Origin of the sequence: Streptomyces sp. NPDC048420 (assembly GCF_040651535.1) — a bacterium.
GTDB lineage: Bacteria > Actinomycetota > Actinomycetes > Streptomycetales > Streptomycetaceae > Streptomyces.
On record NZ_JBEZKG010000046.1, the window covers coordinates 26,770 to 44,719 of the forward strand.

At 69.1% G+C, this 17,950-nt stretch carries 18 protein-coding genes; 9 read left to right on the top strand and 9 right to left on the bottom strand.

Translation table 11 applies throughout. The features are described 5' to 3' along the window. Window positions 1–2: 2 nt before the first annotated feature. Both AB0D34_RS44595 and AB0D34_RS44600 read right to left on the bottom strand, forming a co-directional pair. Entirely contained in the window at window positions 3–1,475 is a 1,473-nt protein-coding gene (locus AB0D34_RS44595) for an MFS transporter (RefSeq protein WP_362673308.1), read from the bottom strand. 74 nt (window positions 1,476–1,549) lie between these two features. After that, complete coding sequence (locus AB0D34_RS44600) at window positions 1,550–1,945, bottom strand: hypothetical protein (RefSeq protein WP_362673349.1); 396 nt, start codon at window positions 1,943–1,945, stop codon at window positions 1,550–1,552. A 245-nt stretch (window positions 1,946–2,190) separates the two neighbouring features. On the opposite strand from AB0D34_RS44600, the gene AB0D34_RS44605 reads away from it, so the two are divergent. Further along, window positions 2,191–2,652 carry a DUF1877 domain-containing protein gene (locus AB0D34_RS44605; RefSeq protein WP_362673310.1) on the top strand — a complete coding sequence of 154 codons (462 nt, stop codon included), beginning with the start codon at window positions 2,191–2,193 and terminating at the stop codon, window positions 2,650–2,652. A 264-nt stretch (window positions 2,653–2,916) separates the two neighbouring features. Here the strand turns inward: AB0D34_RS44605 and AB0D34_RS44610 are convergent, their stop codons facing one another. From AB0D34_RS44610 to AB0D34_RS44625, 4 genes are all read right to left on the bottom strand, one after another. After that, complete coding sequence (locus tag AB0D34_RS44610; RefSeq protein ID WP_362673312.1) at window positions 2,917–3,498, bottom strand: hypothetical protein; 582 nt, start codon at window positions 3,496–3,498, stop codon at window positions 2,917–2,919. Between the two features lie 76 nt (window positions 3,499–3,574). After that, the gene (locus AB0D34_RS44615) at window positions 3,575–4,114 is read right to left on the bottom strand and encodes a hypothetical protein (RefSeq protein WP_362673314.1); all 540 of its coding nucleotides are present in this window, start codon (window positions 4,112–4,114) and stop codon (window positions 3,575–3,577) included. 87 nt (window positions 4,115–4,201) lie between these two features. Further along, entirely contained in the window at window positions 4,202–4,936 is a 735-nt protein-coding gene (locus AB0D34_RS44620) for a DUF4328 domain-containing protein (protein ID WP_362673317.1), read from the bottom strand. A gap of 142 nt (window positions 4,937–5,078) precedes the next feature. Next, window positions 5,079–6,737: a glycoside hydrolase family 20 protein gene (locus AB0D34_RS44625; RefSeq protein ID WP_362673319.1), complete on the bottom strand. Its 1,659-nt coding sequence runs from the start codon at window positions 6,735–6,737 to the stop codon at window positions 5,079–5,081. A 155-nt stretch (window positions 6,738–6,892) separates the two neighbouring features. Between AB0D34_RS44625 and AB0D34_RS44630 the strand changes: the two genes are divergently transcribed. From AB0D34_RS44630 to AB0D34_RS44660, 7 genes are all read left to right on the top strand, one after another. Continuing rightward, window positions 6,893–7,405 (top strand): 2-oxo-4-hydroxy-4-carboxy-5-ureidoimidazoline decarboxylase, encoded by a 513-nt coding sequence (locus AB0D34_RS44630; protein WP_362673322.1) that lies wholly within the window; start codon window positions 6,893–6,895, stop codon window positions 7,403–7,405. 252 nt (window positions 7,406–7,657) lie between these two features. Beyond that, window positions 7,658–8,038 (top strand): succinate dehydrogenase, cytochrome b556 subunit, encoded by a 381-nt coding sequence (gene sdhC, locus AB0D34_RS44635; RefSeq protein ID WP_362673324.1) that lies wholly within the window; start codon window positions 7,658–7,660, stop codon window positions 8,036–8,038. 5 nt (window positions 8,039–8,043) lie between these two features. Further along, on the top strand, window positions 8,044–8,526 hold the full coding sequence (locus AB0D34_RS44640) for a succinate dehydrogenase hydrophobic membrane anchor subunit (RefSeq protein WP_362673326.1): 483 nt from the start codon (window positions 8,044–8,046) through the stop codon (window positions 8,524–8,526). 22 nt (window positions 8,527–8,548) lie between these two features. Continuing rightward, window positions 8,549–10,303: a succinate dehydrogenase flavoprotein subunit gene (gene sdhA / locus AB0D34_RS44645; RefSeq protein WP_362673329.1), complete on the top strand. Its 1,755-nt coding sequence runs from the start codon at window positions 8,549–8,551 to the stop codon at window positions 10,301–10,303. Beyond that, window positions 10,303–11,082, top strand: coding sequence for a succinate dehydrogenase iron-sulfur subunit (locus AB0D34_RS44650; protein ID WP_362673331.1), 780 nt, complete (start codon window positions 10,303–10,305; stop codon window positions 11,080–11,082). The genes sdhA and AB0D34_RS44650 overlap by 1 nt, the downstream gene beginning before the upstream one ends. 149 nt (window positions 11,083–11,231) lie before the next feature. Beyond that, window positions 11,232–11,852, top strand: coding sequence for a hypothetical protein (locus tag AB0D34_RS44655; protein ID WP_362673333.1), 621 nt, complete (start codon window positions 11,232–11,234; stop codon window positions 11,850–11,852). Between the two features lie 425 nt (window positions 11,853–12,277). Continuing rightward, entirely contained in the window at window positions 12,278–12,964 is a 687-nt protein-coding gene (locus tag AB0D34_RS44660; RefSeq protein ID WP_362673335.1) for a hypothetical protein, read from the top strand. On the opposite strand, the gene AB0D34_RS44665 is transcribed toward AB0D34_RS44660, so the two are convergent. Then, window positions 12,902–13,714, bottom strand: a complete 813-nt coding sequence (locus tag AB0D34_RS44665; RefSeq protein ID WP_362673337.1) for a hypothetical protein — start codon at window positions 13,712–13,714, stop codon at window positions 12,902–12,904. The two genes, AB0D34_RS44660 and AB0D34_RS44665, sit on opposite strands and share 63 nt — an antisense overlap. A 350-nt stretch (window positions 13,715–14,064) precedes the next feature. On the opposite strand from AB0D34_RS44665, the gene AB0D34_RS44670 reads away from it, so the two are divergent. Next, entirely contained in the window at window positions 14,065–14,850 is a 786-nt protein-coding gene (locus AB0D34_RS44670; protein WP_362673339.1) for a hypothetical protein, read from the top strand. Between the two features lie 87 nt (window positions 14,851–14,937). On the opposite strand, the gene AB0D34_RS44675 is transcribed toward AB0D34_RS44670, so the two are convergent. Next, the gene (locus AB0D34_RS44675; protein WP_362673341.1) at window positions 14,938–17,409 is read right to left on the bottom strand and encodes a DUF4132 domain-containing protein; all 2,472 of its coding nucleotides are present in this window, start codon (window positions 17,407–17,409) and stop codon (window positions 14,938–14,940) included. A gap of 2 nt (window positions 17,410–17,411) precedes the next feature. Then, window positions 17,412–17,804 carry a hypothetical protein gene (locus AB0D34_RS44680; protein WP_362673342.1) on the bottom strand — a complete coding sequence of 131 codons (393 nt, stop codon included), beginning with the start codon at window positions 17,802–17,804 and terminating at the stop codon, window positions 17,412–17,414. Between the last annotated feature and the right edge of the window lie 146 nt (window positions 17,805–17,950).

Consider the following 17,950-nt stretch of genomic DNA (forward strand, 5'->3'; position numbering starts at 1 on the left):
CTCTAGAGCGCCGAATCCACCGGCTCGGGCGCCCGCTCCCCCGCACCCTGGGGAGTGGGCGCCCGTTCCGCGTTCACCACGACTCCCGCGATCAGCGCGGCCAGCAGCAGTGCGCCGAACGCCCACCAGGTGGCCACGTTGAAGCCGTGCACGGTCGCCTCGGCCTGCAGCAGCTTCCGGTCGACGCCGGGACCGGCGTGCGCGGTCAGGTAGGTCGCGGTCACGCTCGCCGCGATCGTGTTCAGCAGGGCCGTACCGATCGAACCGCCCACCTGCTGCGCGGTGTTGAAGGTTGCCGAGGCCGCCCCCGAGTCGCGCGGCGCGACACTTCCGGTGGCCAGCGAGATGGAGGTCATCATCGCCGTACTCATACCGAGGCCCAGCATCAGCATCCCGGGCAGCACGTGCGAGGCGTACGCCGGCTCCACGCCGACCTGCGCGATGACCGACAACCCGCCTGCGGCCAGCAGCAGTCCGGGCACGATCAGGACCCTGGGCGCCACCCTGGTCAGCAGCCGGGCGGCGATCTGCGTCGAGCCGACGATCATGGCGGCCGACATCGGCAGATAGGCGAGCCCGGTCTTCAGCGGCGACCAGCCGAGGACGCCCTGGAGGTAGTACGTCAGGAAGAGGAACACGCCGAACATCCCGACGGTGACGAACAGGACGGTCAGGAAGGCGCCGACGCGCTGGCGGTCCTTGACGACGGACATCGGCAGCAACGGCACCCGGGCCCGCGTCTGCCACAGACCGAACGCGGCGAGCAGGACGACTCCGGCGACCAGCAGGGTCACCACCAGCCCGTCGCCCCAACTCCTCGACTCCGCCTCGGAGAAGCCGTACACCAGCGACAGCATCCCGCCCGAGCCGAGCAGGGCGCCCGGGACGTCCAGATGCGCGTCGGGGTGGCGGCCACCGGAGTCGAGCAGGACCCACGCTCCCGCGAACGCGACCAGCGCGATGGGCACGTTGACGTACAGGCACCAGCGCCAGTCCAGGTACTCGGTGAGAACTCCGCCCGCGAGCAGTCCGATCGCGGCACCCGCCCCGACGATCGCCCCGAACACCCCGAAGGCCTTCCCGCGGTCCTTCGGGTCGGTGAACGTCGTCGCGAGCAGCGACAGCGCGGAGGGCGCGAGCAGCGCGGCGAACACGCCCTGCAGGGCACGGGCCCCGAACAGCATGCCCTCGCCGTTCGCGGCGCCGCCGAGCGCGGAGGCCGCGGCGAAGCCGACGAGCCCGACCATGAAGGTGGTCCGGCGCCCGGCGAGATCAGCGATGCGGCCGCCGAGCAGCAGCAGGCCGCCGAAGGCGAGGGTGTAGGCGGTGATGACCCATTGCCGGTTCCCGTCCGACATGTTCAGGTCGGCCTGGGCAGACGGCAGGGCGATATTGACGATGGTCATGTCCAGCACGACCATCAACTGGGCGAGCGCGATGACGACTAGAGCCCACCAACGACGGTTGTCGGCCATGTCCCCATCGTGCTCCCGCCCTCACCCCTTTGGGAACGACAGCGTCTCTTATTACGGTGTTTTTGCCTCCGCGGTCAGTGCCGTCCGACGCTCGTCGCGTCCCGGCACAGCAGCCGCAGCGAGCCGTCCCCGGCGTAGCAGCGACGCGCCTCGTCCACGGGATCCCACAGCCGGCCGTCGGGTGTACGGACCCAGTGCTCACCCCCGCTCGTCCACCACTCGGCACCGGTCTGCCGGACGACGACCTCACCGGCGTAGGCGCCGAGTCCCCGCAGCACGGTCTCCACGGCCGCGTACGGCGCCCCCTCCCGCCGTATCTCCTCGATCAGCCGGTCGACGCGCCACAGGCTCTGCGCCGAGTAGTCGAGCCGCACGCGCGCCCCCTCCCGCAGGGCCGACACCGCGTCGGCCGCCCAGCGCACGGGCTTGGTGGCGGCGGAGGGCCTGGGGGCGGGCTCGGGGGTGGTCATGGGGCTGGTCATGGGGGCGGTCGTGGGTGCGGTCGCGTATGCCTGGCGGGGCGTCACATCAGTCGTCACATGGGGGACAGCGCTTCGGCGGGGTGTTTCGTCACGCGGATCGGGGGCTTTCAGCGGGACCGGTGCAGGACCGACGCACCTTCACCGCATCGCTCCCCGGACGGTCACAGGACCCTTGCGGTACCGAGGTTGACGCCGGAGTGACGATTCCCCCCTCCCGTGCGCTCCTGTCTCTGATGAGCGACTACTTCCATCTCCGCGCGGTGCCGCCCTCGGCCCTGCGCAACAGCGCGAACTGGTTGCAACGGCTGTTCGAGGACGACTGGGACGCCGTGCGCGAACGCATCGGACGGCACCGGGAGGAGGTCCTGGACAAGTCCTACCTGGACCATGAACTCCTGTACGCCGGCGCCGAGGTGGTCCTGGGCGGCCTGCCGGTCTACCCGGGCGACCGGGACAAGCCGCCGTTCCTGCTCCTGACCGCGGCCCGGGCCAACCGGGTCTCGGCATACCTCGGTTCGGCCGACTTCGAGACGCTGTGGCGCCTCGCCCGCGAGGAGTTGCTGCCGAGGCACGGCGGGGCGGGCGCGGAACGGGAGGCGCGGGGGGTGTTCGCAGCGGCGCACCGGGATCTGACGGCGTTCTACGGGCAGACGGCGGTGTACGGGGATGCGGTGGTCAAGTGGCTGATCCAGTGAGGGGGTGAGCCACGGGGGCGCTGGGCCGGCGGGTTGGTTGATTGGGTTGGTGGCTGGGCCACTGAGCCGTGGGCGAGTGGCTGAGCCAATGAGCCACTGAGCCGCCGGACCACCGGGACTGGTGGCTGAAGGTGAGCCGCCAGGCCACCCGAACCGCCAGGCGACTGGACCCCCGCGCCACCCCACCGTGGACTCGTGGCTGAGCCAGTGAGTCGCAAGGCCACCGGACTCACCAACCGCCGGCAACCCGCCCCCCTCACCCCCTCACCCCCTCCGCCGGCTCCTCCGTGACACCACCGCCCGCAATACCCGGCGGCCCTCCGTCGAGACCTCCAGCGCGGGGCGCAGGCCCGCCGTGCCGTGGCCGGCGAGGAGTTCGAGGACGGTGATCTGGCGGCGCAGTTCGGCGGCGACGAGCGGGGACATGCCCTCCGTACGGCCCTCGCGGCGGGCGTCGACCGAGTCGCCGGCGTCCTTCAACGGGTCGAGCAGCCGGTGGATCCGCAGCGCGGCGACCGAGCAGGCGTCGGCCCACACCCGTACCTCGGCGGCGGACCGCTCGACCGGCGCGGCGGCGAGCATCCGACGGGCCAGCAGCACGGCCTCGTCCTCCCCCGACTTCGCGTCGGCCGCTCCGAACTCCGCGTCCCCACCCAGCTTCCCGCGCACCTGCTCCAGCCGCTCGCCCCACTCCTCGGCCCCGGCGTCGTCCGCGAGCCCGGCCCACAGCGGGCGAAGGACCTCGTCGTCGCCGCCCAGCAGCGACACGCAGCGATCCAAACAAGCCAACCCGCTGGCGGCCAGGCCACGTTCGTCGGCCTGGCCGATCAGCTCCACCAGACTCATCCACGCCTCCCTCGCCGAGCGGTATCCCCTAACGGAACCCGCACTTCCCCTTACTGCGTGCGACGGCCCGGGAGTGTCACAGGGGCACCACGCCGAGCCGGTCGAGCAGATGGAAGAAGAGGTTTTCGGCCTGGGGGTCCCCCCGCTCGAGCGAAGTCGAGAGTGGGGGAGGGTCGGGGTCGGCGCCCAGTACGTCGAGCAGTGGCTCTTCGGCCACCTCGTGCCCCGCCTCCGCGGCCCAGGCGACGGCCCGCGCGGCCGCGTCCCGGGGTTCGAGGAAGTAGTCCTCCAGGGTCAGCCCCTCGTCACCGCCCCCGACGAACTCCGCCATGGCGGCCCGCGCCAGACAGGTCGTCCAGGCCCCGCTCTCCGGCCCCGCCGCCTCGACCACCACCGCCGCGCTGTCCATGACGTACCCGAAGAGCGCGGGCGAACCGGTCTCCAGGGCGAGCGCGTTCATGTTCCCGACGTCGCCCTCGCCGCTCGCGTACTCCCAGACCTGCCATCCGCCGGGCGCCGACTCGCGCAACACCATGCCCTCGGCGCCGGCCAGCGCGTCCAGCTCGGCGAGCGGTCGCTCCCCGCGGCCCACGACGAAGTAACCCCAGTAGCCCATCCCGGTTCCCCCTGGCTGCTCGGTACGGCTAGGGCGCCGAATACACCACAGTCGTACGGCAGTTCGCAGCAGGAAGGACCCGTTCCGTCACACGGCGAGGGGTACCGCGGGTCCCCGGCGTGCCTTCTCGTCCTGCATCCGGGTCAGCCGCAGCACCAGGGCGGCGGCGAGCAGGGCGGCCACGAGGTCGAGGGCGTCCGCCGCCATGATCTGCGTCATGGAGTCGTGGATCTCCCGAGAGGTGTCGGCTTCCTCGAACGCCGCGTACAGCACCTGCCCGACGGTGTTCGAGATGAGCCACAGCGTCCACCAGGCGTTGATCAGGGCGTGCCCCGCGGGCTTCTCCCCCGTGCTGCTCGCGTCCCAGATGTCGACCACGACCCGGCGCGGGTACCACAGGTTCGCGATCGGCACGACCCAGCCGGCGATCACCCAGGCGCGCGCCTTGCGGTGCCCCTCGAGGGCGAAGACCTCGGCGTTGCGCCGTACCCGCCACAGCCAGATCACGAAGACGACGGCGCAGACGAACAGCATGAGCCCCTGGGCGACACCGGCCACGTCGGTCAGCACGTCCGCCAGGTCGGACCGGTCCCGTACGGCGTCCCCGGCGCCGCTTGCGAGGAGGTCGCCCGTGGCGTCGTACAGGTAGAGGTCCGTTCCGAGGGCGAACAGGTCGACGGCCGCGGCCACCGCGAGCAGCACCACGGTCGCCCACCCGAGCCCGACCGGCGAGCGCAGCCAGACCTGCGGTGCGGCGGCGCACTGGGCACACAGGACGCCGTCCGGTGCCGCTTCGAATTGATGGCAGCGCGTGCAGAGCACGGTGAGGTCCCCCCGGAGACTTGGATGATCAGCGAGCCGTGGATGTTCCACAGGCCGCGCGAGTTCTCCCCAAAGCCTCACGCGCGGCATGCGGAACATACGATCCGCCAGGCTGGTACGTCCAACGCGAATCCCCGGAACCTCAGCTCAGCCGGTCTCCGAGCGCCTTGAACTGCGTCCAGGTCAGCGCGGGCTTGTCCGGGTCCCACAGTTTCTGCACGGTCGCCCGCAGCGGCATCCGGATGCCGGCGGCGATCTGGTCCTGGGTCTGGGCGTTCGGGAAGTCGCCCCACACCGCGAAGGTCCCGCCGAGGATCTGGCCGTCGTACTTCGAGGAGACGGCCACGGTGCCGCGTACGACCCTCGGGGTCCACTGTTCGTAGATCCGCTGTCCCGTCGGGTAGTAGAACTTGTTGGGCTGCCCGAGGACGTAGTAGAGGAACTCGTCGTTGTAGTTGACGACCTTGCGTCCCGCGCTCAGGTACTCCACCGGCTTCCGGGCACCGATCTCCTTGCCCGTCCAGTATCCGACCCGGATGTCGCCGGCGGGCCGCACGGACGTCCCCCGGAAGAAGCCGTCGTTCCACGCCTGCGGGGTCTTGCCGTGGGCGCGGACGGTGTCGGCGCGGTCGTTGAGCCAGCCCGTGGTCAGGTCCTCGACGGTGGCGCCGGTGCCGTAGGCCTTCCGGGCGGCGGTGGCGAGCTGCGGATAGGTCCCCTCCGGGTTGGACACCATCAGCGCGCGGTACTCGTCACCGCCCAGGTTCCAGTCGGCCCCGGGGAACAGGTCGGCGTACTCGTTCAGCAGGTCGTCGACCATCCTGGCGGAAGCGGGATTGGAGATGTCGACGGCCCCGCGCGCCACGTACCCCGCCGCGCTGCGCAGTTGCAGCTCGGGGTGCGCGGCGAGGACGGCGCCCAGATGCCCGGGCGAGTCGATCTCCGGTACGACGGTGATGTGCCGCTGGGCCGCGAGCGCGATGATCTTCCTCACCTGCGCCTTGGTCAGGTGCTGCTCGGACACGATCTCCGGGTGCGAGTCGGACTCGATCCGGAACCCCTGGTCGTCGGAGAAGTGGAGACCCAGCCGGTTGAACTTCAGATCACCGAGCTCCCGCACCCGGTCCTCGATCCACCCGGCAGTAAAAGGCTTGCGCGCGATGTCCAGCATGAACCCGCGCACCGGCTTGGCCGGCTCGTCGCGCACGACGCCCTCCGGCGCCGTACCGCCGCCGTGCACCTCCTGCTTGAGCGTGCGGGTGCCGTAGAACACCCCGGCCTCGCCCGGCCCGCTGATGACGACCCGCCCGCCGCGCACGGTCATGCTGTACGACTCCGGGTCCGCTCCTCTGCCCTTGCTGAGCGCCAGTCGTACGTCCCCGGCTCGGGTGTCGGCCTTCTTCCCGGCGTACGTCATCCCGAGCTCACCGGCGAGCAGCCGCCCCTCGTCGGCGAGGCCGGCGTCGTTCACGACGACGCGGAGCCCGGCGGCGGGGCGCCAGCCGGGCCCGCGGGCCGGGGTGTGCGCGCGGACGGCCGGGATGGTGCGGGGGGTGGTGGAGAGGGGGTAGGACCGGGTCGGGCTGGGGGTGGGGGTCCGGCGGCCCTGTGAGGCGGCGGACTCGGCGGCGGAGGGGGCCCGCGACTGTGCCTGTGCCTGCGTCTGTGCCGATCCGCTGGGTTCGCTGTCGTCGCCCCCGGCCCACAGTCCGAGGCCGACCCCGGCCGCCACGGTCACGGCGACCGCTCCCGCGATCAGCCCACGCGCCTGCTTCTCCGGTCGCTTTTTGTGCTGGCTCACACCGTCCACGCTAGGGCCTCGGTAAAACGTCCGCGTCCACGGCACGTTCCGAAACTCTCCCGTCCGGGTGAAATCCGGGCATCCGTCGGACAGGTCATGTCCACTCTCGATAACGTGACGTCACATCGCTCACAGCTTCCCCTGCCGAAACACACGTGACGCCCACACATTCTCCCGGCCGACTGGCCATACCGTCCCTGCCCCTCATGCTGGACGCCTTCAACTCCGCCCCCGCCGACGAGGCCCGGGGCCTCCTTCTGGACTGCCTGCGCAGCCTCCGCTGGGCGGAGCGGGTCGTGGCCCACCGCCCCTATCCGACCGTGGACGCGCTGCTCGCGGCCGCGGACGAGGCGGCGTACGACCTGACCGTGTCGGATCTCTCCGAGGCCCTGGCGGCCGAGACCCTGCCCGCCCTGCCGGACGGCGCCTACTCGGCTGCCCACATGGCCATGGACGCGGCCCACGCGGCCTACGAGGCCCGTTTCGGACACGCGTTCGTCATCTGCCTGGACGGTCTACCGCCGGGCGAGGCCCTCGACCACGTCCTGGCAGGCATCCGGTCACGATTGACAAACGATCCGGAAGAGGAGCGGGTGGTGGCGGCAGAGGAGCTCCGCCGCATCGCAAGGGGCCGGTTGGTGTCTTCACTCAGGGGTGCGGGGCTCTAGTCCATTTGCGGCTACCGCCGCGTGGGCGCGACCAGCCACCACGAGCCCGCACCCGGCGCATAACAGTCGAGACCACCCTATTTGCCGCCCAGTTACCCCATCCGCGTGCCACTTTGATCACACAGATAGGCCCGGCGTAAGCGTTCCGACAACACGTCGCTACGATGCTGGGGGCCGGTGGACCGTACCCGGCCGGGCCGACCGACAGCACAAGCCGGCAGGCCCTGATACCCCGCTCCCGGAGGGACTTCCGTGCCGGCTGGAACGCTGTACCGCGGCCGGGAAGGAATGTGGTCCTGGGTGGCTCACCGAGTCACCGGCGTCCTCATCTTCTTCTTCCTGTTCGTTCACGTGCTGGACACCGCTCTCGTCCGTGTCTCCCCCGAGGACTACGACAAGGTCGTAGACACGTACAAGACCCCGATCGTCGCTGTGCTGGAGTACGGCCTCGTGGCCGCCATCCTCTTCCACGCGCTCAACGGCCTGCGCGTCATCGCCGTCGACTTCTGGTCGAAGGGACCGCGCTACCAGAAGCAGATGCTCTGGTCCGTCGTAGGCCTGTGGGTCATCCTCATGATCGGGGCGATCTACCCCGTCCTCGGCCACGCCGCTCGTGAACTGTTCGGGAGCTGATACCGATGGCGACCACTGAAACCACCGCGTCCGGCATCGGCCCCGTCGAGGGCGGTTCCGGCATCGGCGTCGACAACCCGGCGCCCCTCATCGAGGCCCCGCGCAAGCGCACCAAGAAGTCCCCCAAGTCCACCCGGGGCAACTTCGAGATGTACGGCTGGCTGTTCATGCGCCTGTCCGGCATCGTGCTGGTCGTCCTGGTCATCGGCCACCTGCTGATCCAGCTGGTGCTGGACGGCGGCGTCTCGAAGATCGGCTTCGCGTTCGTCGCGGGCCGCTGGGCGTCCCCGTTCTGGCAGGTCTGGGACCTGTTGATGCTGTGGCTCGCGATGCTGCACGGCGCCAACGGCCTGCGCACGGTCATCAACGACTACGCGGAGCGCGCGAACACCCGGCTGTGGGTCAAGGGCCTGCTCTACACCGCCACGGTGTTCACCATCCTGCTGGGCACGCTGGTGATCTTCACCTTCGACCCGAACATCCGCTAGGCACGGGGCTGAGGAATTCCTGATGAAGATCCACAAGTACGACACCGTCATCGTCGGCGCGGGCGGCGCCGGCATGCGCGCCGCGATCGAGTCGACGAAGCGCAGCCGTACCGCCGTGCTCACGAAGCTCTACCCCACCCGCTCCCACACGGGCGCCGCGCAGGGCGGCATGGCCGCCGCGCTCGCCAACGTGGAGGAGGACAACTGGGAGTGGCACACCTTCGACACGGTCAAGGGCGGTGACTACCTGGTCGACCAGGACGCCGCCGAGATCCTGGCGAAGGAGGCCATCGACTCGGTCCTCGACCTGGAGAAGATGGGCCTGCCGTTCAACCGCACCCCGAACGGCACGATCGACCAGCGGCGCTTCGGCGGTCACTCCCGTAACCACGGTGAGGCGCCCGTCCGCCGCTCCTGCTACGCGGCCGACCGCACCGGCCACATGATCCTCCAGACGCTGTACCAGAACTGCGTCAAGGAGGGCGTGGAGTTCTTCAACGAGTTCTACGTCCTGGACCAGCTGATCACCGAGGTCGACGGCGTCAAGAAGTCGGCCGGTGTCGTGGCGTACGAACTCGCCACCGGTGAGATCCACGTCTTCCAGGCGAAGGCCGTGATCTACGCGTCCGGCGGCTGCGGCAAGTTCTTCAAGGTGACGTCCAACGCGCACACCCTGACCGGTGACGGCCAGGCCGCGGTCTACCGTCGCGGGCTGCCGCTGGAGGACATGGAGTTCTTCCAGTTCCACCCGACCGGCATCTGGCGCATGGGCATCCTGCTGACGGAGGGCGCCCGTGGTGAGGGCGGCATCCTCCGCAACAAGGACGGCGAGCGCTTCATGGAGAAGTACGCGCCGGTCATGAAGGACCTCGCGTCCCGTGACGTGGTGTCCCGCTCCATCTACACGGAGATCCGTGAGGGCCGCGGCTGCGGTCCCGAGGGCGACCACGTCTACCTCGACCTCACGCACCTCCCGCCGGAGCAGCTGGACGCCAAGCTCCCGGACATCACCGAGTTCGCGCGGACCTACCTCGGTATCGAGCCGTACACGGACCCGATCCCGATCCAGCCCACCGCGCACTACGCGATGGGCGGTATCCCGACGAACGTCGAGGGTGAGGTCCTGTCGGACAACACGACGGTGGTGCCGGGCCTGTACGCGGCCGGCGAGGTCGCCTGCGTGTCCGTCCACGGCGCGAACCGTCTGGGCACCAACTCCCTCCTCGACATCAACGTGTTCGGCCGTCGGGCCGGTATCGCGGCGGCGGAGTACAGCCAGAAGGCGGACTTCGTGGAGCTGCCGGAGAACCCGGCGGAGCTGGTGGTCGGCCAGGTGGAGGCGCTGCGGTCCTCCACGGGCACCGAGCGTGTGTCGGTGCTCCGCCGCGAGCTGCAGGAGACCATGGACGCCAACGTCATGGTGTTCCGCACCGAGCAGACGATCAAGACGGCGGTCGAGAAGATCGCGGAGCTGCGCGAGCGCTACAAGAACGTGGCGATCCAGGACAAGGGCCGGCGCTTCAACACGGACCTGCTGGAAGCGATCGAGCTCGGCAACCTGCTGGACCTCGCCGAGGTCATGGCGGTCTCCGCGCTGGCCCGCAAGGAGTCCCGCGGCGGTCACTACCGCGAGGACTACCCCAACCGCGACGACGTCAACTTCATGCGCCACACCATGGCGTACCGCGAGGTGGGCGACGACGGCGCCGAGTCGATCCGTCTCGACTACAAGCCGGTCGTCCAGACCCGCTACCAGCCGATGGAGCGTAAGTACTGATGGCAACCCCTGTTCTGGACAAGAAGGACGCGGCCGGCGAGCCCGAGCCCGGCTTCGCCGACTCCCCGTACATCACGGTCACCGTCCGGGTGCGCCGCTTCAACTCCGAGGTCTCGGCGGAAGCGGTCTGGGAAGACTTCCAGCTGGAGATCGACCCGAAGGAGCGTGTCCTCGACGCCCTCCACAAGATCAAGTGGGACCTGGACGGCTCGCTGACGTTCCGCCGCTCCTGCGCGCACGGCATCTGCGGCTCGGACGCCATGCGGATCAACGGCAAGAACCGTCTGGCCTGCAAGACCCTGATCAAGGACATCAACCCGGAGAAGCCGATCACGGTCGAGCCCATCAAGGGCCTGACGGTCCTGAAGGACCTCGTGGTCGACATGGAGCCGTTCTTCCAGGCGTACCGGGACGTGATGCCCTTCCTGATCACGAAGGACACGAACGAGCCGACGCGGGAACGCTTCCAGACGGCGGAGGACCGCGAGCGCTTCGACGACACCACGAAGTGCATCCTCTGCGCCGCCTGCACCTCCTCGTGCCCGGTCTTCTGGAACGACGGCCAGTACTTCGGCCCGGCCGCGATCGTCAACGCCCACCGCTTCATCTTCGACTCGCGTGACGAGGCGGGCGAGCAGCGCCTGGAGATCCTGAACGACCGCGACGGCGTGTGGCGCTGCCGCACCACGTTCAACTGCACGGACGCGTGCCCGCGCGGCATCGAGGTCACGAAGGCGATCCAGGAAGTGAAGAGGGCGCTGATCACGCGCCGCTTCTGATCTTCCAGCTCTGACCTCAGGGCCCTGTTTCCGTCACTGCGGAAACAGGGCCCTCTGGTGTTTTTGGCCGGTTCGCGCTCCTACCGTTGAGCAGGTTTCACCGGCACACTCCGAAGCGCGTGTTCTGCAGCGCTGCCGGAGGGGGAGGTGTGGCGGAATACCTGGCGCCGACAGGCGAGAGAGATCCTTGGGCTGCGCCTGAGCCGTACGGCTACGGACAAGGCAGCACATCAGCCCTCTTCATCGCAGCACCTCTCCTCACGGCCGCTGCCCTCGGGCTGGCCGGCGTGGTCGGGGGTGCCGACGACGAGTTCCAATGGCCCGGTCCCACCCTGCTCCTCCTTGTCATCGCAGCCCTTGCGCTGATCGCGAGCATTCAGTTCGCCTATCACGCCCGCCTGTATCTCTATTCCTACGACGATCTGGAGTGCTGGCTGGGGCCCGCGCACGTCAAGGCCTTCGCTTCGGACCTGCGGGTGAAACAGGAAAAGGATCAGGAGGTCTGGGCCAGATATCAGCTGTGGGCAGTTCACGCCTTCAATTTCGGCACCATCTTGTTGGGGCTCGGCATCGCTGCCGCGCTGGTACCGCCGGACTGCGGCAAACAGATCGAGTGCCGGTGGGCTGCGGCCGCAGTCGTGTTGACGGCCACGCTGGCCGATGCGGTCTGGGTGCTTTACATGCACATGAGCGCATTCGGAAGGACGAGTAACTGGTTCTACACAACCGTGCGACGACTCGCCCGGATACGACTGAGAAGGAGGGGATGACATTTGTTCATCCACACCGAGCTACCAGGATTCCCGCCGCCCTTGCCTCCACCGAATCAAAGGAAGCAACCCGTCTGCTTCCAATGTCAGCGGCTCATCGTCCCCGACGAACCAGCGGACTGGCCCGGTTACCAGCCGCAGCATCTCCAGGACTGGGAAGCCACACTGTCATCGCCCGGTCCGGTGTTCCCGGACCCGCTCGGCAAGGAACCAAGGCACCATCCGGAGTGCGAATACGGTGAACTCCCGCCTGTCGTCATGTGGTTCATGCACAGGCCGACCGCCCTCCACTACCGCCAAAAACTCTGGGAAGCCCGCCAACGCTCCACCGGATGACGCCCCGACCCGCTGCCCGTCCCGTCTCCCCGCCCCGCTACGATGACGCCGCGCCGCCGCAATGCGGCGAGAGTGGGAGTCGGCCGGCAATGGTGGAGGACGCGCAGCGGGCGTCGCGGGCGAGAAGGAGGCTCGGACTGTTCGCGGTGGTCGTCGGCTGCTATCTCATCGGCGCCCCCGCACAACGCGCCCATTCTGCTTGGGAGTTCAGTGCCAGATGGTGGCCCTGGGCGCTGCTCGGCCTGGCCGCGTTCAATCTGTTGCGCGCTGCCGTGTCTCCCGCCTCCCTCATCGCTCCGCTTGTGCTTGCTGCCGTGTCCACGGCCGCATTGCTGTCGGCCGGCGATATCAGCACCCGCATCATCATCGATTTCGGGCTGCCCGCAGTGCTGGCACTCGGCGGTGCCCTGCTCATCGGCTCGGCGGTTCCGAACCGCCGGAACAACTGCTGGAGTCGGACTCTGACGACCGGAAGGGTCGTCATACCCGCGGACGCAGGCGAAACCCTCACGCTCCGGTCTGTGCTCGGTGAGCTGAGGGCCGATCTGACACGAAAGTCGGCGGGAAGCCTGACCACAGTGAATGTCACCACTGTCGTCGGTCATGTGCGGGTGGACATCCCTCGCGACCGGTGGGTCAAGGTGAACACCTCGGGAGCCCTGCTGACGCACACGACCGAAACGGGACCCGCACCTGGTGAACCGCCTGATCCCTCAACCGGATTCGTCATCCATGTGCTGGGCGTATGCGGATCGGTCGGCATTGTGCGCGTGTGACCGGGCCTCGCCGTGACGGTAGTCGCCGTGAAGGTGTCCTTGTCCTGTGAACTGGGCAGTGACCTCGGCGAAGGTCTCCTTCTCGGTCACCGTGTCCTTTGGCAAGGGGCGGTGCAGTGCGTCGAGCAACTCGAACCGGTGCAGATCGTAGACCACATGCATCAGCCCGGAGTAGGCCTGCGCCGCGATGACCGCTCCCTTGTAGGCGACACCCGCGAGTATCACCGCCCCACCGCACAGCCACCATGAGTTCGGCTCGTCATAGAGAGCCACTCCGTATGTCAGAGCCACAGCCAGGAAGCTCCAGCAAAGATTGACAGCGGTGTCCAGAGCGTCCCTGGTCGAATTCAGTGCTTCGGACATGCGGTCCGAGATCTGCATATAGATGCGCGGCCACGAGGCGAGTGTGGAAAGACCGTACCGCTCACCGGCACTCAGCTCACCGGCCCGCAAGGCATTGCCGAGCGCAGTCGGCAGCAGAAGATCCACCGGTGGGCGGGCGCCCAGTCGGCGACCGGCGTCCGCGCGCACCTCACGGGCGGGTGCGCTTGGCGCCGATTCCCCCACTCGCTGGCGCAGCGCCTCCCATCGCCTGCGCTGCACTTCGACCAGCACGCCGGCCAGCCCGGCTGTCGCAGACCAGCGGTACCAGTACCCCTCCAGCACCCGCACCGCCCGTACCTGAAACGGTGTGAGCAACAAGGCCAGGACCGACGTACACCCGACGAGAACCGTCAGGGTTCCAGCCATGGCCGCCGGCGTTGTCGGGAGCACTCGCTGCCAATGGCTGGGCCCGCTGAAGGCATCTGCCTGAAGAGCAGCCCAGAAAGACACGACGAAGAGAGCGCACGGCACGAAATGCACCGCCAACACCCTCCGCACGAAGTCCCCCAGTGGTCCGGCTGACTTGCTCACCTGTCTCACACGTCACTGAACACTCATCAGTATGACTTCAGGACACAGCTGGTGGCATGGACGGAACAACGACTGGTGAGATCGTCCGCGGTAAGGGAGTCTCACCAGTCAGTTCTGCGTATCCAGCGGGGTCAAGTGCTCTGCGGTTGTTGTGACTTGTGGGGCTGAAGTCGCAGACTGCCCCCATGGCACTCATGAGAAAAGCCGCCGCCGCGCTCTCCGTCGCCGTGGCCGCGCTGCTCGCGATACCCCCCACTGCCTCCGCAACCCCCACCCCCTACGGCACCCTGGCCCGGGAGAACTTCGACCGCCTTCCCCTCGGGCAGGTCACCGAGGGACGTGGCTGGACCGCCGACACCGACAACGGCACGCTGACCGTCGCTTCCAGTTCCACCGGGCGCGGGCGTGAGCTTCGGATTCGTACGGAGGGGAACGGGCGGGCCTTCCTTGTGTTCGACGGGCTCTCGGCGCCCGGTAACAGCTTCTGGGGGCGGGTCCGGTTGCGGGTCGGTGGGTTTCCCACCGCTCCCGACTGGGCGCACTGGACCATCGCGGAGGCGTCGGGGGCGGATTCGCCGACGCTGGTGCGGCCGCTCGGCGGGCAGTACGCGCCCACGGACGGCGGCAACTTCTGGGGGGTCGGGTCGGATCTCGGGCCGACCGGTGACTGGACGTCCTGGAAGACGTCCGCGCCGGCCGTCGGCGGGGGCTGGCAGTGCGTCGAGTTCCATCTCGATGCCACCGACAATCGCGTCACCGTGTACCTGGGCGGGGTGCAGCAGTCCGATCTCACCGTGTCCACCAAGGTCCACGGCGGTTCGGCGGACGACTTCGTCTTCCCGGGCTTCGACAGGCTGAAGCTGGGCTGGCAGCTCTATCAGGCCGACCCGACGCCGTCGTCGTACGACATCCGCATGGACGACATCGCGCTGTCCACACGGCGAGTGGGTGGCTGCGGAAACGGGAGCTGAACCGAGGATTGCGCCCGCTGTGCCGGGCGTGATCGTACTGCTGCACCCAGGGACGGCACGAGGGTCACTGGCCTCCGCTTCGGCCGGTCACAGTTGGCTCAGGATCGTCGGGTCCGTGATCTTCGTGTCGTCGGCCAGCATCATCGCCTTGCTGAGGATGACCGCGAGCATGCGGTCGCCCTCGTAGGGGAGGTAACCGGCCTGCGGGCTGGACGGGTTGGACGGGTTGGACTTCGGGACGATGCAGAGGTACTGGTCGTTCGGCGTGCGCAGGATGTTGCCCGAGCCCAGGTGGATCTTGTACGTGTGGCGGTCGCCCTTGACGTGGAGGAAGCGGCCTTCCAGGGTGCAGCGGTCGGCTATCGCGAGCCTCGGGATCAGGCGGTCCAGGAGGAGGCGGCGGGTCTCGGCGCTCTGGTTGAGCTCTCCGAAGCCGTACGACGTCCAGTACTCGCGGAAGCGGCCGCCGGGGCCGCCGTCCTGCCAGGTGGGGTCGTTGCCGACGCTGGCCACGCCGACGAACAGGTCCACGTCGCGCAGGACTTCGGAGAGGACCAGGGGCGGGATCTCCGTCAGCGGGAGAGGGTCCACCGGGTCGGCTCCGTCGCGGAGCCACATGCGGTACTCGCCTCCGCAGCAGTGCGCCGAGTTCTCCGGGGCGTCGATCGGGTAGAAGCGGACCTGGTCGGTGCGCAGACGCAGGAAGGTGCCGGAGTCGGTGATGTCCGTGTAGTCCTCGCCGCCCTCGCCCTCGACCCAGTACTCCGCTCTCAGGCCCCAGCGCGGGAGGTCGCGGCGGGGCGGCGGAGCCTCGTCGTCGACGGCAAGGCGGAGTTTGTCGCGCCAGCCCCTGGCGGCCGCCAGGGAGTGGAACTGGTGCTGGCGCAGGACATGGGCGGCGAAGCGGTTGGAGTAGGTGCCGGTGGTGCGCTCGGCGTCCGTCAGCAGGTAGACCTCCCGGTGGGCCTGCTTGAAGGGCTGGGTGACTCCGTGCCGCTCCAGCCAGTCGCGCCAGGCGACGATCTCGACGGGGGTGTGGTCCACCGGATGCCAGAGACGGACTTCCGCGCCGTCGGTGACCGGGGCGCCCGTGACGGTGCGCAGGGAGCCCTCGGCGTATCCGACCGTCGTGCCGTCGACCGTCCACAGGAGGCGCCGGGCGAGGGTGCCGACCAGAGGGTGGTCGAGGTAGCGCTCGCGCCAGGTGGCGTAGGACCAGGTGCGGTCCGCCAGGAACTGGCGGTCCAGGCGCTCGCTCTGGGCCGAGAGCATCTTGTCGATGTCCTTGACGGCCGCCTTGAGCTCCTTCAACTCCTCCGCGTGGTCCCGTCGTACGGCCGCGGGCACGCTCCTGACCGGCTTGCCGCTCGCGTTGTGCCAGGTCAACACGGCTTTGGCGCCCTGGACTTCAAGGACGGCGGTGGCCTCGCCGAGCCGGTGCTCGGCGTGTCCGACCTCGGTGAGTCCGTACGCCGGTACGGCCAGTTCCTCGATCTCCTCGCGGCTCAGGCCGAGGGCGACGGCGCGGGCCTCCAGGGCCGTGTCGAGCAGCTTGGCGGTGTTCTTGTAGGTCACCCGGGTGGCCAGCCGGGCCAGTTCGGCGAGGGCGGCCTCGCTGTCGATACGGGCGAGGGCGTTGACCCCGGCGTTGGCGACCTTCGGGTTGCGGGGTCCGAGCCCGGCGACCTTCTTGAGGGAGGTCTCGACGAGGGCGCCGAGCGCACGGGCGGTGTGGGGGTGCGGTGGGAGGAGGGAGAGCAGCCAGGCTAGACCGCGCAGGGCGTTGGCGTTGTAGGGGTCGTAGGCGCTGTTGACGTCGGGTTCGTACCGCCCGCGTTCCAGTTCGAAGGTACGGGGGCGGCCGACGAGGGCGAGCCAGGGCAGCGCGGTCTCGCGGACGCGGTCGGCTCCGAGGGCGTCGATGAGGGCGGCGGCCTGCTTGTCCCACTTGGCGTTGGGCTTGGCCGCGGTGGCGGTCGCCATGTGGGTCAGTAGCGCCTGCCAGGCGGTGTCGGTCTCCCGCAGGGCTGCTTCGGCCCACTCCTCACCGACGTTGAGGGGCGGCTCGGTCAGCTTCTTCGCCGTCCTGGGCAGGTCCTCGTTCTGGTAGGCGTGGAGAACGGCCCGGCGGACGGTGGCGACGACGGCGGGCGCGATCGGGCGGCCCGCGGCCAGCTCGGCCTCGATGAGGGTCTCGTAACGGGCGCCGTACCAGAAGGAGTGCTGCCGGGAGATCCTGTCGAGCAGGGCCAGGCGTTCCGCGGCCAGGCGGTCGTGGGGTGGCAGGTCCCGGGAGACGATGCCCAGCAGGATCAGCGCGTTCTCCCGGGCGTTCGGGCCCGCCTGCTCCGAGTGGTACTGCGTGACGAGGCCGTCGGCGACCCGCGACCGCGCGTCCGGCGGCAGTTCGAGGAGCCGGGTCAGCACGCCGCCCCACAGGCCGGTCCAGTTGCCGTTGTTGGCGATGGCGGCCTTGAGCAGGTCGACCGCGAGTTCCTCCAGGTCACCGTCGGTGGCCCGCTGCCCGATCAGGTCCTTGATCCTCTGAATCTGAGCCATCGTCAGCCACCCACCAGCGGAACGAGCTTCAGGAACGTGACCTCGGTGCCGAGTACGAGGTCGATCTCCTCGTCGAGCTCGGTCACCTGACGGTCGCCGACGAGCACCAGGAAGCCGTTGCCCGCGAAGGCCCTGAGGGCGAGCTCGGTCTGGGTCTCGGGGTCTATGCGGCGGGGCTCGCGCAACGCGTAGCCGTTCAGCACGCGTTCGGTGTCCTCGGGCTGGACCAGGCCCTGGAAGACAGCGGGTGTGCGCGCGTTGAACTCGGCGACCTCCTGGAAGACCCGGCGCCGGATCAACTCGCGCACGGCGAGCCGCTCCTCGGCGATCTCCAGACCCCAGCCGTCGCTACGGCTCCCGCTTGTCGTCTCGTCGACGAACATCACGATTCCCATGCCGACGACAGTACGAGGCACCACTGACAACGGGGTCCGGACGAGAGGGGGCTAGGGCCTGTCCGGCGGATCAGGCCGGCTCCAAGGAACGGCGCCTTGTCAGTGCAGGTGAGCGGGGTCTGGTGCGTGCAGCTGCAAGGCGGAGG